The sequence below is a fragment of the Proteus penneri genome (genome assembly GCF_022369495.1).
GTDB lineage: Bacteria > Pseudomonadota > Gammaproteobacteria > Enterobacterales > Enterobacteriaceae > Proteus > Proteus penneri.
In genome coordinates this window covers 353,305-370,579 of record NZ_CP059690.1, presented here as the reverse complement: position 1 = coordinate 370,579, position 17,275 = coordinate 353,305, and the positions used below count along the sequence as shown (strand labels likewise).

16 protein-coding genes are annotated in these 17,275 nt (G+C 33.4%); 6 read left to right on the top strand and 10 right to left on the bottom strand.

The window, feature by feature from the left end; all coding sequences use genetic code 11:
* Positions 1-162: 162 nt before the first annotated feature.
* A complete protein-coding gene (locus tag H1225_RS01590; protein ID WP_006534994.1) occupies positions 163-933 on the bottom strand; it encodes an ABC transporter permease in 771 nt (256 codons plus the stop codon).
* The gene (locus tag H1225_RS01585; protein WP_072063626.1) at positions 930-1,865 is read right to left on the bottom strand and encodes an ABC transporter ATP-binding protein; all 936 of its coding nucleotides are present in this window, start codon (positions 1,863-1,865) and stop codon (positions 930-932) included. Before H1225_RS01585 ends, H1225_RS01590 begins: the two co-directional genes overlap by 4 nt.
* Positions 1,866-2,651: 786 nt before the next feature.
* Here H1225_RS01585 and can point away from each other — a divergent pair.
* On the top strand, positions 2,652-3,305 hold the full coding sequence (can, locus tag H1225_RS01580) for a carbonate dehydratase (RefSeq protein ID WP_006534997.1): 654 nt from the start codon (positions 2,652-2,654) through the stop codon (positions 3,303-3,305).
* A gap of 73 nt (positions 3,306-3,378) precedes the next feature.
* Here the strand turns inward: can and hpt are convergent, their stop codons facing one another.
* Positions 3,379-3,921, bottom strand: a complete 543-nt coding sequence (hpt, locus tag H1225_RS01575) for a hypoxanthine phosphoribosyltransferase (protein ID WP_036932823.1) — start codon at positions 3,919-3,921, stop codon at positions 3,379-3,381.
* Positions 3,922-4,080: 159 nt separating this feature from the next.
* A complete protein-coding gene (gene cueO / locus H1225_RS01570) occupies positions 4,081-5,661 on the bottom strand; it encodes a multicopper oxidase CueO (protein WP_109847858.1) in 1,581 nt (526 codons plus the stop codon).
* Positions 5,662-5,874: 213 nt separating this feature from the next.
* Between cueO and H1225_RS01565 the strand changes: the two genes are divergently transcribed.
* Complete coding sequence (locus H1225_RS01565; protein ID WP_072063629.1) at positions 5,875-6,225, top strand: YacC family pilotin-like protein; 351 nt, start codon at positions 5,875-5,877, stop codon at positions 6,223-6,225.
* 115 nt (positions 6,226-6,340) lie between these two features.
* Here H1225_RS01565 and H1225_RS01560 read toward each other — a convergent pair whose 3' ends face one another.
* On the bottom strand, positions 6,341-7,378 hold the full coding sequence (locus H1225_RS01560; RefSeq protein ID WP_072063856.1) for an AbrB family transcriptional regulator: 1,038 nt from the start codon (positions 7,376-7,378) through the stop codon (positions 6,341-6,343).
* A gap of 113 nt (positions 7,379-7,491) precedes the next feature.
* On the opposite strand from H1225_RS01560, the gene H1225_RS01555 reads away from it, so the two are divergent.
* Together H1225_RS01555 and H1225_RS01550 are read left to right on the top strand one after the other, a co-directional pair.
* The gene (locus H1225_RS01555; protein WP_237584373.1) at positions 7,492-7,695 is read left to right on the top strand and encodes a hypothetical protein; all 204 of its coding nucleotides are present in this window, start codon (positions 7,492-7,494) and stop codon (positions 7,693-7,695) included.
* Complete coding sequence (locus tag H1225_RS01550) at positions 7,665-7,904, top strand: GNAT family N-acetyltransferase (protein WP_237584374.1); 240 nt, start codon at positions 7,665-7,667, stop codon at positions 7,902-7,904. Before H1225_RS01555 ends, H1225_RS01550 begins: the two co-directional genes overlap by 31 nt.
* A gap of 7 nt (positions 7,905-7,911) precedes the next feature.
* Here the strand turns inward: H1225_RS01550 and H1225_RS01545 are convergent, their stop codons facing one another.
* The 4 genes from H1225_RS01545 to H1225_RS01530 all read right to left on the bottom strand — a co-directional run bounded on the left by H1225_RS01545 (position 7,912) and on the right by H1225_RS01530 (position 13,856).
* A complete protein-coding gene (locus H1225_RS01545; protein WP_239739396.1) occupies positions 7,912-10,683 on the bottom strand; it encodes a hypothetical protein in 2,772 nt (923 codons plus the stop codon).
* Between the two features lie 74 nt (positions 10,684-10,757).
* The gene (locus H1225_RS01540) at positions 10,758-12,302 is read right to left on the bottom strand and encodes a hypothetical protein (RefSeq protein WP_161671066.1); all 1,545 of its coding nucleotides are present in this window, start codon (positions 12,300-12,302) and stop codon (positions 10,758-10,760) included.
* A gap of 224 nt (positions 12,303-12,526) precedes the next feature.
* Positions 12,527-13,159 carry a helix-turn-helix transcriptional regulator gene (locus H1225_RS01535; RefSeq protein WP_006535016.1) on the bottom strand — a complete coding sequence of 211 codons (633 nt, stop codon included), beginning with the start codon at positions 13,157-13,159 and terminating at the stop codon, positions 12,527-12,529.
* Between the two features lie 64 nt (positions 13,160-13,223).
* Positions 13,224-13,856: a TetR/AcrR family transcriptional regulator gene (locus H1225_RS01530; RefSeq protein WP_072063633.1), complete on the bottom strand. Its 633-nt coding sequence runs from the start codon at positions 13,854-13,856 to the stop codon at positions 13,224-13,226.
* Positions 13,857-14,088: 232 nt separating this feature from the next.
* On the opposite strand from H1225_RS01530, the gene H1225_RS01525 reads away from it, so the two are divergent.
* A complete protein-coding gene (locus H1225_RS01525) occupies positions 14,089-15,300 on the top strand; it encodes a Tm-1-like ATP-binding domain-containing protein (protein WP_239739395.1) in 1,212 nt (403 codons plus the stop codon).
* A 16-nt stretch (positions 15,301-15,316) separates the two neighbouring features.
* Positions 15,317-16,144, top strand: a complete 828-nt coding sequence (locus H1225_RS01520; protein ID WP_072063635.1) for a phosphoenolpyruvate hydrolase family protein — start codon at positions 15,317-15,319, stop codon at positions 16,142-16,144.
* Positions 16,145-16,230: 86 nt separating this feature from the next.
* On the opposite strand, the gene H1225_RS01515 is transcribed toward H1225_RS01520, so the two are convergent.
* On the bottom strand, positions 16,231-17,130 hold the full coding sequence (locus H1225_RS01515; RefSeq protein WP_239739393.1) for a diaminopimelate dehydrogenase: 900 nt from the start codon (positions 17,128-17,130) through the stop codon (positions 16,231-16,233).
* Between the last annotated feature and the right edge of the window lie 145 nt (positions 17,131-17,275).

Sequence of the window (17,275 nt, the reverse complement as noted above, 5' to 3'; positions counted from 1 at the left end):
CAAAGTGTTTAGTATACTAAACAAGAAAAATCATTTTGTTAATACCTCGGCGAAAATTTAAAGAAAAATTAACATTTATGCTGAAAAAACAGTTAAAAAAAACCGGTATCTCTAATTAAGATACCGATTTAAACTTTTATCACTTTCTCTTTAGTTTTTTGATTAGCTTCTTAAACCGCGACCTTTTTCAATTAAATACCATGCAATAACGTAAAACACAGCAATGAAAAGGCATAGAACACTAATAGTTACCGTTAAAGAGACATCCGTGATACCCAGAAAACCGTAACGGAAGCCGCTGATCATGTACACAATAGGGTTTAATTTAGACACACCTTGCCAAAATTCAGGTAAGAGTGACAGTGAATAAAACACGCCACCTAAATAGGTTAATGGCGTTAAAACAAAGGTTGGGATAATACTGATATCATCAAAGGTTTTCGCAAAAATCGCATTTAATAATCCGGCGAGAGAAAACACAATTGAGGTCATCAGTAATGTCACCACGACCATTGTCCAAGAATGTATTTCCAGAGGCACAAAAAATAGTGAAACTAAAGTCACTAAAATACCAACGCAAATACCACGAGCGATACCACCGCCAACAAACCCGGCAATAACAACATGTGTTGGAACAGGTGAGACTAATAATTCTTCTATACTACGTTGAAATTTAGCACCAAAAAAAGAAGAGGAAACATTAGCATATGAGTTTGTTATTACTGCCATCATAATCAGGCCAGGAACAATAAACTGCATATAATCGACACCGCCCATATCGCCAATTCGTTTACCAATCAGGTTACCGAAAATAACGAAATAGAGAGACATAGTTATCACTGGTGGAATTAATGTTTGTACCCAAATACGACCAAATCGGGTAACTTCTTTAATCCAAATTGTTTTGAGGGCTACCCAATACAGCTGAATCATTCCCCCTCTCCTTCTACTGTATGTTCTTCATTAACTAAGTGAACAAATAATTCTTCAAGTCGGTTGGCTTTATTTCTCATACTTAACACCTGAATACCTTGTGCATTAAGTTGAGCAAACACACCATTTAGTCCTTGCTCTCTTTTAACATCAACTTCTAATGTTGATGTATCAACCAAGCGATATTGATAATTTTGTAATTCAGGTAGTGGGCTTTTGGGTGCTAAATCTAAAATAAAGGTTTCAGACTCCAATTTACTTAATAGCCCTTTCATACTGGTATTTTCAACCAGTTCACCACGTTGAATAATACCAATATTCCGACACAGCATTTCGGCTTCTTCCAAATAGTGTGTGGTTAGAATAATGGTAGTACCTTCAGCATTTAATTGTTTTAAAAACGTCCACATTGAGCGACGTAATTCAATATCAACACCTGCTGTTGGTTCATCAAGAATAAGTAATTTCGGTTGATGCATTAATGCACGAGCAATCATTAAACGGCGTTTCATTCCCCCAGATAAAAAACGCGCTCTATCGTCACGTTTTTCCCATAAATCTAATTGGGTTAAATAAATTTCGGCACGTTCTAATGCTAACTTACGAGGAACTCCATAATAACCAGCTTGATTGAGTACAATTTGCAATACGGTTTCAAAAGGGTTGAAATTGAATTCTTGTGGCACTAATCCTAATTGACGTTTTGCATTAACCATATCGGTATCGGTGTCATAACCAAATACTTTGACTTTACCGCTACTCTTATTAACTAAAGAGCTGATAATACCAATCGTGGTCGATTTGCCAGCGCCATTAGGGCCTAATAAAGCATAAAAATCGCCAGCCTCAACGGTGAGATTAATTCCTTTTAGCGCTTTTACGCCATTGTGATAAGTTTTCGTTAACTCCGTTAACTCCAATGCATACGTCATAAGTGGGAATTACCTTTTATCAACTGCATTATTCAGCATTGACTGAGCTGAAATCAGAAAATAAGCTTAGTTCAAAGAACAGAATGGAATAAGGTATTCTAGAGAATATTCCGTGGCAAATAAACCGTTTTAGGACTTATGACACAAACGAATAAATAAATATTTTTTAACTATTACAGGAATAAAAAATAAAAGATAAAGAGAAAGTAAATTAGCCATCAAGCTGTAAGATCCTTTTATTTCTTACCAATATTCTGATGCTTTAATCATTTTATCCCTTAGTGCAATCATTTAGCCTAATTGATACCAATAAAATTATTGCCTTAGTTTCTCAAGTTTACTGATGAATATCATCTAACCATTTATCACCTCCAATCAATAATGTCTTTTATTTTTTATCATTCTCGCTTTCAGTGTAAAAATAAAACCAACAATCATAATCATTACTTTTATTTATATAATATTTATAATCGTCCATTTTTGAATAATACAACATTAGATTTAACAAATAGTTATCTTTTTACATATTTGATTTACATCAAAGAATGTATTGATAAATTCATTAAACAAATGCTATAAAAAGTTCTATCTTATTTGAAAGCGAAAAATTACAAGCAATTATCTGTCACTTGGCTTTAAAAAGCCTTCTGATAAATTCAAAAGTAATGGTATAAAAATACCCTTTCTTAATGGATCTCTCGCATCCAACATTAACACAAGAGCTATTTCGTGTTGGCGTACTGTCAGCGCAAATGGTGGGAAACCGAATTTACAGGCAGTCACATCATGATGAGAAAGATTGAAGAGCTGTTAGCCAATAACAAGCAATGGTCAGAATCTGTTACTGAAGAAAATCCTCAGTTTTTTAAAGATCTCTGCAAAGGCCAAAAACCTCACTTTTTATGGATTGGTTGCTCCGACAGCCGCGTTCCAGCAGAAAAATTAATCAACGCGGCACCGGGGGACTTATTTGTTCACCGTAATGTGGCGAACTTAGTTATCCACACTGACTTAAATTGTCTTTCTGTGATCCAGTATGCTGTTGATGTATTACAAGTTGAACACATTATTGTCTGTGGTCACTATGGTTGTGGTGGTATTGAAGCAGCTATTGAAGGCACCGAATTAGGACTTATCAATAACTGGTTACTGCATATCCGCGATATCTGGTACAAACACAGTTCAATGTTAGGTGAACTTGCACCACAAGATAGATTAAACCGACTTTGTGAACTAAACGTTATCGAGCAAGTGTACAATCTCGGTCACTCAACGATTATGCAAGCAGCGTGGAAACGTGGACAAAAAGTGATGATCCACGGTTGGGTTTACGGTTTAAATAATGGTGAGTTACACGTTCTTGATGTTACTTCAGATAGTCGTGAAAAACTTGAACTTTCTTATCGTCAAGCGATGGCTAAATTGAGTCATCCACGTTAATAACGCACCTGCTGTTAAAGAACAAAAACCCGCTTAAATAGCGGGTTTTTGGCTTCTATTATAACTAGATATATTACTCATCTAATAACGTTACATGCCCAATATAAGGCAGGTGACGATAACGCTGTGCGTAATCGATGCCGTAACCAATAACAAATTTATCTTCGATGGAATAACCAATCCACTCAACAGGAACATCAACTTCACGGCGAGAGGGTTTATCCAATAAAGTACAGATAGAAATAGAAGCTGGCTCACGTAAGCTTAAAATCTCTTTAACACGATTTAAGGTATTACCTGAGTCAATGATATCTTCAACAATCAGAACATCTTTACCACGGATATCTTCATCGAGATCTTTAATGATTTTAACGTCACGTGTTGACGTCATACCATTACCGTAACTTGATACAGTCATAAAATCGACTTCATGGTTCACGTCAATTTCACGACATAAATCTGCCATAAAAATAAAAGAACCTTTTAACAAGCCGATTAAGACAAGATCATGTTGACCTTGGCGTGGGCGGTAATGTTCTGTGATTTCACGACCTAGCTCAGCAATACGCTGTTTGATCTCTTCTTCAGAGATCATGACATCAACAATATGTTTCATGATTAATTTCGATTGGGTTAACGGGGAAAGCAAACGATTGTACCAGAACTTCCCTCATCATGCGATGATCTGATTTAATGAAAATAAAGGCACAAAATATTAATCCCGTGCCCTTTATCAATTTATCTTACTGATATTGATGGTTTTTATAGTGATTGATTATTTACTAACGGTAAAACCCGCCATCATTCCAGTATCTTCATGTTCTAATAAATGACAGTGTGCCATAAATGGGTGCGCTTTTGTCGCTAAATGGTCAAATTTCACAAGAATTTCGCTAAATTGTCCTTCAACTTTCACGATATCCTTCCAACCTTGGCGATGTTTCTCTGGTGTTCGACCGTTTTCAGATAGAATACGGAACTGTGTACCATGTACATGGAATGGATGCAACATCATATCGCCACGACCGGATACAACCCATTTTTCATAAACACCTTGCTTCACATCAAATGCAGGTTCTGTCATTGAGAATGGAATACCATTGATACTATTAGCATTATAGATATCTAAATCACCATTTCCATGACCGCAATTCATCCCACCGCCCATCATGCCATTACCGTTACCTTGGCGCATATGACTCATCCCATGATGAATACCCGCTAATGCTTTATCACCATAACGTTCTGTTAATAGCATCATACCTTGCATATCTAAACGCATATCCATACGTAAATGTAATGTCCGCGTTGAAATATTACTGAGTGTTGGTAATGCCGGAATTAATGCTAATTGATCAGGTAAAGTACCTTGTGCTTTTTCTGCTGACGGTAATAAACGCAACACAGGGAGTACATTATCAAATGGTGCTAACACCATACCCATTTGACGTACAGGTAAAGTGACAATATCAAAATCACGCCCATCAGACGTATCGACTAAAACTTCAAAGCGCTCCCCCATTAAAATAGGGAGTTCTGTTACTTTTACGGGTTCTGTTAATAATCCACCATCACTGGCAATCACATACATGGGTCTGCCATCACTTGTGGCAAGGTTTAAACTCCGCGCATTACAACCATTTAAGAAGCGTAATCTGATCCAGCCTTTTGGCACAATATGTTGTGGTTGAATAGCACCGTTGGTTAACATCATGTCACCAAACCAACCAATTGCGGCACTCATTACATCAAGTTGATAATCAATTTGTCCTTCACTGTCTAAACGTTTATCTTGCAAAATAACGGGTAAGTCATCAACGCCCCAGCGATTAGGCAATTTACGGTTTGCTGTTTCATCATCTTCAATAATCACTAGTCCGCCTAATCCCATTGCGACTTGTTGACCAGTAACACCATGGGTGTGAGGATGGAACCAGCACGTTGATTCAGCTTGATTTGGTGTAAAAGTAACAGTACGCGATTTTCCTGGTTCAATCATGGCTTGTGGACCGCCGTCTTCTTCACCACTAATTTCAAGTCCATGCCAGTGAACAGTTGTTGTTTCTGGTAATTGGTTATTGATATTAATGGTGACAGGTTGGCCCCGTTTCAGCTTTAGTGCAGGACCTAATAAACTGCCGTTATAACCCCATGTGGTTGTGCTTGCCGTAGGAATAAATTGAGAAACACCTTGTTGAATATTAAGAACAATCTTTTGTTGAGCGTCTGGGATAATTTGAGGTGGAATCGCCAATGAAGGCGTGTTACTTTGGGCGAACGCAAAACGACTCCAGCTCGGTAATAATGTGGCAGCACTTAATGTGGCGCCTAATTTTAAAAAATCTCGACGTTGCATAATGTATTCCTTTGAATAAAAATGAGTTATTTTTTTATCTATTGAAATAAAATGTATTAAGAATATTTGTAAACTATTACCAATGCTAAAGTTTCCCCTTACTGGAAGGTCAATTTAAAACCCAACAAAACATCAGGTCTTTGCAAAACTTTTAACTTTATTAAATCAAATAACAAAACTTGCGAAATCATCACACTGAGGAACGCACACCTAATGAAAAAAATGTTCGCCTTGTTCTGCACACTAGCGCTTTCTTTTACTATGCTCTTTTCTTCGAGTGCAAAAGCGTTAACCTACACGCAAGCAGAAGACTTGGCAGATTTAACCGCCATCTACTTTTTCCTAAATAAAGATTGTGGTTATGAGCAGATATCAAAACCAAAAATTGAAAGAGCGTTAATGGTCTTTTCTCGCTCACAACAATGGGATGTCAGTAATTACTCGACGTTGCCAATGAGTCAATTGAATGAAGATAGTTACAATGATTTAAAAGGCATTAAAGTGACACACAGTAAAAAATGCCAGCTATTAGCCAATAAATCGCTAAGTTTATTAAATTATTAATACTTGTGTTAACTCACAATTGGATAAATAAAGCGGGATAACCTCTTTAAATACCGTCGAGATATAAAATGACTGATAGAGAGGTTATCAAAAGATTTTTTTACCTTTCTTTATGCTAATTATTTTTCTTCTGTCTATATTCGTTCCAATACAAAGCAACTGATGGAATACTTTGAATAATCAGCATTCGAAAAATATGATTCGACATAACAAAAGCCGCATCCACATTCATGGTTATCGCCGCAAATGTCATCGCTTCCATACTTCCCGGCGCCCAAGCTAATACTAATGTAGCCCAAGGGACTCCTGTCAAATAAGCTGCTCCATACGCCACAATCACGGTTAAAATCACATTAATAATAACGACTTGCACAGAGGAAAAAGCATTTCTAATTAATGATGAAAGCGGGAAAACAACAAAGTGAGCACCAATATTCATACCAATTAACACCATGCTCAATTCATTAAGTAACATGGGAAAAGCAATAGATTCGCTAACAAATGATTGAACCAATATTGCACTACCTAATGAAGTCAACATAAAGGGTGCCGGAAATCGGATTTTCTGCAATAAAAGCCCTGAACCTAACCCTAAAATAACAATCAATAATAACCACAACAATGAAATAACGGTCATTTCAGGTATAGAAAATTCTGGCATATTAGCTTTATCAGCCCCCACAATAAAACCCGCCAGAATAATCAATACCATTAAACGAATGGTATGAGAAATAACAATTTTTTGCGGTGGTGTTTTCGTATGATCAGTTAATGCTAAAATAGCAGCCATAGCTCCTGGCACAGCACCTAACATTGATTCTTCTTTTGTCCAGCCAATATGGCGATGGAACCAAAAATAGCTCACAAAAAATTGAATGGCTAAGCAAACAACAAGAGTGAGTAATAGAATAATTAAATTATCAGCACTACCTAAATGAACTTGGTTAAACATTAAACCAACCGAAGTGCCTAAAGTGAGTTGAATAAACGTTAATGTATGTTTAGGAACCGCAAGCTCCCATTTAAAGCGATAAGCAATAATAACAACAAGGATCGGTCCAAACATCAGAGCCATAGGTAAACCAGAAAGGGTTAGTACACCACCAATTAATGCACAAAATAAAATACCTGGTAAAGTTTTTAAAAACGACATGTTGTGATATCCAGCTTTTTTAATTATTGTTTCCATCCTAGCACTTGTATAAATATTTAATAACCAAATAGTGATAATGTAATTATTATTTTTCTTAATATTAAGAGCCAAATATGTCGTTAAAGATCACCACAAACCCAACATCGAATGAGAACAATGAGATTTATGAAGGATTGCTAACCCACAATCTTCACTATATTCAGATAGAACAATACACACCACTTGCCGTTTTTAAGGAAGAGAGCGGTAAAAAAATAGGTGGGATCACAGGAGATATTTTAGGAAATTGGCTACGCATTCGTTATTTTTATGGGTAGATAAAGCCTATCGTGGAAAAGATATAGGAACAGAATTACTGCAAGCAATGGAACTTGCCGCAAAAGAGAAAGGCGCCAAATATGCAGAAGTGGATACCTTTAGCTTTCAAGCCCTGCCTTTTTATCAAAAGCAGGGGTTTGAAATATTTGGCATGCTAGAAAACTACCCAATTAGTGATAAAAAATATCACTTAAGGAAAGATTTATAATTATTTTTTATTTTTTCTTACTATTACTTTTTTTCTTACTCTTATTTTTTTCATTACTCTTATTTTTTTCATTACTCTTATTTTTTAGATCTCTATTAATCTCAATTACTATGCTATTTATTGCCATCTTAAAATTATCGGATGTTTTTTTATCTACTAGTTTTTCACTTTTCGTTATTTTAGCATTAATAAACTCATTTATATTTTTTCCAACTTCACTATTTATATAGTCTTTAATTAAAAAATTATTACATTTTATTTCTTTACTTTTTAAATTTAACCCAGAATAGAAAACCTTACTATTAGAATAGTTAAATTTAATTTTTGCATTATTATTTTCACTTTTATTAAACTCAAAAATTATAAAGGGACTTTCTATTTTAAAATATTTCATATTTTTATAATCATCAAAGTAGATGTCATCCAGATTACTTTCAAAAATAATATTAGATTGAAAATCCCCTCCATTATCGATATTAACTTCATTTGAGTTTTCACCTATATTTAAATTTATTGAGGATTCACCAATTGAAGCTATTTTATCTTTTGATTTGTTTTCATTGAATTTTAAATCCTTAGCGTTCTCTATTTTACTTTCTATTATCGATATTTTTCTTTCATTGTCTAATGACTCTTTACTCTCTTTATTTCTTTTTTCAACCCTTTCAATTTCACTTTTCAAAAAGTCAAAATCATACTTTTTGCCAATATTATTTCCCATAAAATCATTTATAATTTTATCTAATACTTTATTTTTTATAAGATTATTTCTCGTACTTCTTGATTTTCTATTTTCCTCCATTTTCTCTCTTACTTTATTTACAAATTCAAAGCCTGAACTAATACTATAACTATAGGTGTCTTTTTTATCTAACACTTCTCTATTAATTTCTTTATTTATTTTTTCCATCAATGATGAAACTGAATTATCTATTTTAGAATAACTTTCGTCAAAAATTATTGACATTGGTTCTTCTGGAACAGATTCATTAATCTTTTCTTTCATCGGTTCTAATTGATTTAACTCAGAGATATTATTTTTTAAAACATTCTCACTTTTCGATGTGTTATCTAATTTAATTAGATCATCATCTAAAAGCAATTCCTCCATCTTTGAAATGGAAATTTCAAATTCATTCATTAGCTCTTTTATATTATTTTTTATTGGCAATTCATAGCTTTCATCAATTTCATTTTTTTTATTTATATTTTCTTTTAATTTAGTTAAAAGATCTTTTATTTCATTATAAGAATCACTTTCATCAGCTTCTGCATTACCTCTCTCTTTTAACTGGTTTATAGAAGCTAAAATATTATGCATAGAGGTCATTATTTCTTGTGCTTCATTTGCATGAATATCAAAATCCGTGTTTACTTTCTTATCATCACCAGATAAAATCTCCTTAATTTCCTCCTCTATCAAATTAATTTCATTGTGTTTTTTCACTATTTCATCCATAGATGAAATAATATTTGAAATTTTATTTTCCGAATCATTGGAATATTCAATTAATATATTAATAATATCTTCTTCATTATGTTTACTTTCTAACTTATCAATTATTAACTTTAATTCCTTTTCTACATTTACTTTTATTTCGCTAATTAGTTTATCTGCTTCTTCCTCTGCCTTTTTTTTGATTCTATTTTCCTCTTCTACTTCTTTGTCTATTTTTTTTTCTACTCCCTTGTCTATTTCTTTTTCTACTCCCTCGTCTATTTCTACTTCCTCGTCTATTTTTACTTCCTCGTCTATTTTTACTCCCTCGTCTATTTCCTTTTCTAATTCTTCGTCCATTTTAAAAAAAAAATCATAATTCAATAATGTATTCAAATCTTCATTTTCACTTTCCCCAGCTACATCATTAATTATATATGTATCTATTTGCTTACCTGTATCTACTATCGTATTTGTTTTTATCGTATTATGGTTATCACTAATATATTTCCCTATCCATTCTTGCATTAAGTCATTAAAGTAATATTCACTACCCATATTTTTATTAAGTGCTATCATCATAATAGCTGATAATTTATTTTCCACTTCATTTTTTATATTATTATCAAACTTATCAAACAATTGAACTTCTTCAATACTTATAAGTAAAAAATTCATTGATTTTATAAAATTATCTCTTTCTTTTTCCGTTGAAAAGTTACTCATAAAGTCATACTTTTTATTTAAATGAATATTTTCAAATTTAAATTTTAAAAATATTAATTTAAAAATATTTTTTATACTTTCATCATCTATTGAGCTTATTCTAAGCTTCATAATTTCATTTAAACACTCTACAATTAATTTATTGTTAGAGTCTTCATTCTTTATATCATCTAGTCCTGAGAAAAAATCTTTAGCTCTTTTTACTTCAGTTAAATAATCACAGAAACTGTAAAAATCAAACTTATCATTTGCATGAGAAATTATTTTATTTATAGCATTTAAATTTTTATATTTTATTCCTTCCTTATCTTTTATTAAACTATATATTTCAGTGTTTTTTTTATCTATTTCATTAAAAATATTACTATATTGATTTATATCAACGACACCAGACAGTTTATTATTTTTTATATCCTTTATAAGAAAGAAAATCTCTAATTTATGGAATAGAGAAATTACCCCATGAATAAATCTCTTAGCAAAAGAAGGTGCAACAGGGGTATTCTTTATCTTGCTTATATTTTTTGTAAAAATATAACATTCTTTTTTGGGAAAAGAATGTTGTTTATTTAAAAATAAAATATTTTGTTCAAATATATTTTGTTTAATAATCATAGATTATTCGCCTATATAAGTTATATACAAATTAATTATTAACCATGAAAATAAAAAATGATTTAATAAAAAAATCATATATGTTCAAAATAATTTGAAAAGTATTTTCTAAGTACTTCATCTTTCGATTTATCTAAATCATCAATACTTAACCCTAGTCGACTAAAAACTCCTTTTAGTTTGTTTTCTACTACTGTGTTTTGTGTATTAATAGTACCATTACCCCCTTCTTTCACTACACCTTGATTATAGTAATCAGTTGTTACATTTTTTTTATTTTCAAAAGTTTCATAGCTAATTAATAAAACAATAGCATCTTGCGCCCATTTATAATTAATGTTATTACTTGAATTTTTAAATAATCGATAAAAAAGATTATTTCCATTATCATTTTTCTTTATGTTTTCATAAAAACTATTATTGAGAGAATTTATTATTTTCTCCGTTGGCTCCCACATGTTTTTATAAATATCTTTACTTACCATTCTTATTAAGTTGTCTACCTTAGAAAGAGACTCTTCTTCACCAATAAACTTTTCATTTTTTGATAAGTAGTTAAATAACGCTTTTGTTATATTTAAAGACAATTCTTTTTTAGCATCGTTTAAATTACCATCGAAATTTTGATTCATTGCTAATTTATTTTTTTCATTAAAAATAGAATCGAAAATATTATCAACCCCCTCCCCAAGTTTTACATCCTTATCATGAAACTTAACTTTTTCTTTTATTAAATTTTTCAAATCATCAATTGTATTAGAAGAAAACAATTCATCTATATTTGAAATAACAATAAAATTTAATTTACTCACTATATTATCAGGCAAATCATAATAGTTTTCTTGGAATTTATTCTTAGCTAAATCAGCTTTTAATTCATTTTTTATCAATTTAATATCATTAATAAGCTTACATTCCAAAGCCTTTTCTAAAGTTTGATATTTAATCATAACATCTATTTTCTTATGGTTATTTATTTTTTTAGTTATGATCTGATTAACATTATCAGTAAATGTTTTATTTAGATTATTTAATTTATTAGAAAAATCACTAAAAACATCTTTACCATTTAATGCATTATCAAATTTAAATTCACTTAATGCTTTATTTACATCTTTATTTTTAAAATTTATTTTTACAGGTAATAATGATCTATTTATAAATTTAAATGGGGAAATAAAGGAGATTAATAAGTTTTTAAAACTTCTTGTCTTCTCTGTTTTAAAATAAATTTTTTGATTTGTATTTAGCGCTTCTTTTCCTGAGTTAGTAATCCAATTAGGGAGTTTATTTTCTTCTTCAATGGGTTGATCTTCTTTATTATCATTAGCTAATTCTTGCAATTCTTTAGCTAAATCATCAAATTTACTCAAGTTACTCTCTTTAGATACTAATTGGCTCTCCCGAGTCTTATTTAATAAATTGGTACATGCATCTATATATTCAAAAATAGGCAATAAAGGTATATGTTGACCTTTATTATTATAACTATAATTAATTGTTAAATTTGTATTTTTAATAGATTTTAAACTTTTTAAATTAATCCATTTCTTATTGAGTTTAGTCTTTACATTACTGATATTAGCATTAAACTCACTTGTTATTTTAGAAATGTCCATTTTTTAATGCCTCATTTAAGAATAATTATAGATAGTCTATTCCGCTTATTTTTTTAAGTTTATAAAAAATCGCACAATAATAATAAACCAATCACATTCAATAAAAAAAGTATATATAATTTATAATTAAGCATAGAAGTAAAAAAAAGATATCAATAAGTGATATCTTTTTTTAGTTTACTAATTTATATTCCGCTGGAATTTAAAAATAATTTATTTCTTAATCATTCTTTTAAATCGTTATACACCGTAGCTCTTGAAACACCGAGGTATTGTGCGGTAATTTCCATTGCTTTACGCAGTGAAAGATAACCTTCATCCTGTAAACAGAGTAACAACTCGCGCCTTTGATGCGGTTTTAGCGCTCTTGGTGTGACTGAATAAGTCGCAGAAAACTCATCAATACGTTTTTTCAGCGAATCTTCCGTCACTGAACTAAAGGTTTCAATAATGTCATTACCTTCTTCAAGGGTTGCAAATTGGTTAAGCACCATTTGTAATCCTTTGATCATTGAAATATCAATATTCAAGCATAACGCTGCAACATAATTGCCTTGTTTGTCTTTAATACCAATAGAGGTACTTTTTGCGGTTCTACCGTCAGGAAATTGATTCGGGTAATTTGCCACAATCTGAGGAAAGTCCGACGATTCAATACGCGCCATTCCCAATTCTGTTGCTCTATCCCCTACTTTTCGACCTGATAGATTATTTTCAATGACCATAATGGTATTTTCACTATCAGTTAGATCATGAAGTACAACTTCACAAAAAGGCGATAATGTTTTACCAATGCCTTGTGCAATAAATTGTAGTTGTTCTACCAGCCACTCTTGGTCTTCTGTTTTGTGTGACATAACGATCCCTGCAATAGCTAAAACGTAAATGATTTATACAATTTTAACTGATTTATTCAAATAATTAATCGTTATCTGCAGGATAATCAGATTTTGCCTGATTTAGAATAGCTTTTGCCATCCATTGAGTCATATCAATGACCTGTTGATCATCCATTTTCCAGATATCTTTCATTACCAAAAAGACTTCAGACCCGTAAATTAAAGAGAACGATTTAATCACCTTATCCCACATTTCTTGAGGATAGTGTGATTTTAATGGTTCAATAACTTTGAGTAAAATCTCTTTACGATGACCGCGAATAAATCGTTTTTCTGCATATTCACTTGATTGTCTCTCTTTTGCCCATTGTTGTAATGAGACTTGCAATGCACCACGCAATGCACCTTCATGTTTAAACATTTGTGGATAGGCAAGATTGAGCAACTCAGTAATGCGTTGTTGCGTATTATCTTCAGGAGTGGGTGTCCATGCAATGATCGGCGCTAAACTTGCATCAACAGTGGCACTAATTAAATCACTTTGTGTGGGAAAATAACGATATGCAGTTGCCCTCGAAACACCTGCATGTGCGGCTAATTCTGACACTGTCGGTAGCATTCCTTGCTCAAAAAGTCCCAACGCCGTTGTCACCAATAATTGATGGGTTCTTTTTCGTGTACCGGACATTGCATCCGTTTCATCACTGTAACTCATAGAAGATCCTTCGTTATTTCTACACTTTTATGTGCCAAGCTTATCTTAAGCTAAATATTCACAATATTTGACGTTTACTTTAGGTGATTAATCACATCTTATCGACCTCTAATGTACAAAAAACAAAAATAATGAGACAAGAGTCTCAAAACGGTGCTATGATAAATGAAACTCGAGTCTCATTATGATTATAATCTATTCGTCGATAATCATAAAAGGTATGGGAAGGCTTATGAAACAGTATGCTGGTTCTATTTATATTGCCACAACGCTTGATACTAAAAGTGCTGAGATTTTTTATGTCAGTGATTTAATTAAAAAAGCAGGCCTTCCTGTTAAAACCGTTGACTTGACAACCAAACCCACGGCATTAGCAAGAGAAGCTGATGTCACCGCCCTAGAAGTTGCACGCTTTCACCCAAATGGCCCAGAAGCGGTATTTTGTGGCGATAGAGGGAAAGCAATAGAAGCGATGTCAATCGCATTTGAACACTATTTAACCCACTGTGATGATGTCTTAGCCATTCTTGGACTAGGCGGCTCAGGGGGAACGGCACTGATTACACCAGCAATGCAATCTCTGCCAATTGGCGTACCTAAATTGATGGTATCAACGATGGCGTCTGGCGATATTTCAGGCTATATCGGTGCAAGTGATATCTCAATGATGTACTCCGTCACAGATGTATCCGGCTTAAATCGCATTTCTCGTAAAGTTTTAAGAAATGCAGCGAACCAAATCGCCGGCGCTGTTTATTTTTACCAAGAAGAACAAGTTGTTGATAAACCGGCTGTTGCATTAACAATGTTTGGTGTAACGACGCCTTGTGTACAACAGCTTACACAAAAACTCGAAAATAATTATGACTGCCTTGTTTTTCACGCAACAGGAAGTGGCGGCAAAGCCATGGAAAAACTGGCAGATGGTCACTTACTTCATAGCGTGCTCGATCTGACAACAACCGAAGTCTGTGATTACTTGTTTGACGGTGTGCTTGCTTGTGATGAAGACCGTTTTGGTGCAATCGCCCGTACCAAAACCCCTTATATAGGTTCTTGCGGTGCATTAGATATGGTGAATTTTGGTCGCCCGTCTAGTGTTCCTGAGAAATATAGAGGGCGTCAATTTTATCACCACAATGCGCAAGTCACCTTAATGCGTACAACACCAGAGGAAAACCGTCAATTAGGTATTTGGATCGCTGAAAAAATGAATCAGTGTGAAGGACCTTTGCGGTTTGTATTACCACAGGGCGGTTTTTCAGCTCTGGATATTAAAGGGGGTCCTTTTTGGGATCCAAAAGCAAACCAAGCGTTTTTTGATGCATTTATAACAACATTTAAAGAGACAGAGACTCGTCAATTAGTCATCAGTTCTTATCACATAAACTCTGCTGAATTTACTCAGCAAATTTATGATTTACACCAGGAACTTATTTGTTAACCACGGAGAAAGAAGAATGACTCATTCACGTGAAACATTACTAAAAAAATTCAATGAAATGATTGCACGCCACGAACCAATTATTGGCGGTGGTGCAGGTACAGGGCTCTCAGCTAAGTGTGAAGAAGCCGGTGGTATTGACCTTATCGTTATTTATAACTCTGGTCGTTATCGTATGGCTGGCCGTGGTTCTTTAGCGGGTTTATTAGCTTATGGTAACGCTAATGAGATCGTTATGGATATGGCAAAAGAAGTATTACCTGTTGTTAAACATACACCTGTACTTGCTGGCGTTAATGGTACAGATCCTTTCTGTAACTTTGATAAATTCTTAGATGAAGTTAAAGCAACAGGCTTTGCTGGCGTACAGAATTTCCCAACTGTTGGCTTAATTGATGGCAATTTCCGCGCAAATCTAGAAGAAACAGGTATGGGTTATGGGCTTGAAGTAGATATGATCCGCCAAGCTCACGAAAAAGATCTACTAACCACACCTTATGTGTTTAGTCGTGAAGATGCCATTGCAATGACTGAGGCGGGTGCTGATATTATTGTGCCACATATGGGATTAACTACGGGTGGTAATATTGGTGCTGAAACAGCATTAACATTAGCGGACTGTGTTCCTTTAATTAATGACTGGGCCAAAGCGGCAAAAGCTGTACGTTCTGATGTCATTGTGCTTTGTCATGGTGGCCCAATTGCAACGCCAGAAGATGCACAATATATCTTAGATAATTGCCCTGATTGTCACGGCTTCTATGGTGCAAGTTCAATGGAACGTTTACCAACAGAAGTGGCATTAACCGCAACGACCAAAGAATTTAAAAATATTAAACGCTAATTCAAAATCATCAAGTTTGCCTAAGCGTTAACCTATATTGCCCACATTATGTGGGCAATATTTTATGCAGAAAGTACTAATGAAAATTAGACCAATTTTGCAATCAATGTATTTAAATCACCCGCTAAGAAATCAACAGGTGGGATCTCAATAACCGTATATGCACCCGCACGTTGCTTCATACTAGCTCTTGCTGCTGAGACCATAAATTGAGATGTCAATGCAGGATTGTTAATACGCATTGAATATTCAAATAATTGATTATGCGTTTTACCTGAAACACCTTTATGAGTCATATGAACACCATGTCCAACATCTTTTAAGCTATCAACACAATCGACTTGCTTCACATGGGTTTCATCAGAAGAGAAATAGCTATCAGCTTTAATGGCTTGCTCTACTTGATTAAAATTCGCTCCAGCTTCTAATTCCACGTAAACCATACGACGATGAACCCCCGTCCCTAATGGAATAGTCATTGAAAGCGCATCTTTTACGCCATCAATCGTTTTAGCTGCTACACTGTGCCCCATGCTCATACCAGGCCCAAAGTTAGTATAAGTGAGCCCTTTTGGTGCCATGGCTAACATTAACGTACGAATAATAGAATCTGAACCCGGATCCCAGCCGGCTGAAATAACCGCTACACGATCGTGTTTTTTTGCAACGTCATCTAGTTCTGTTTTTAATGACACAATTTCACTGTGAACATCAAAACTATCTACTGTATTAATGCCTAAACTTAGAATAGATTTAGCTAATTCTTTAATTGCACGAGTCGGTGAACATAAGAGAGCAACATCAACATTACCTAATGTTTTAATATCGTTAGTCACGGTAATATTTTGCAGTTCTTCTGGAATATTATTGATATCACGACAAACAACCCCCATTAATTCAAAATCTTGAGCAGCTTGAACTGCTTCTAATGCAAATCGACCAATATTGCCATAGCCAACAATAGCCACTTTTATTTTAGTATTCATTAATTCCCCTGACTTTAACGTTAATCATCACTTAATGATAATAGTGATTAGTTATCAATGAATAAACCATATATATATCTTTTTTGCCAGATAAACATTATTTGCACTATTACCTTATAAATAAACCTTGTAGAATCTCTTATCT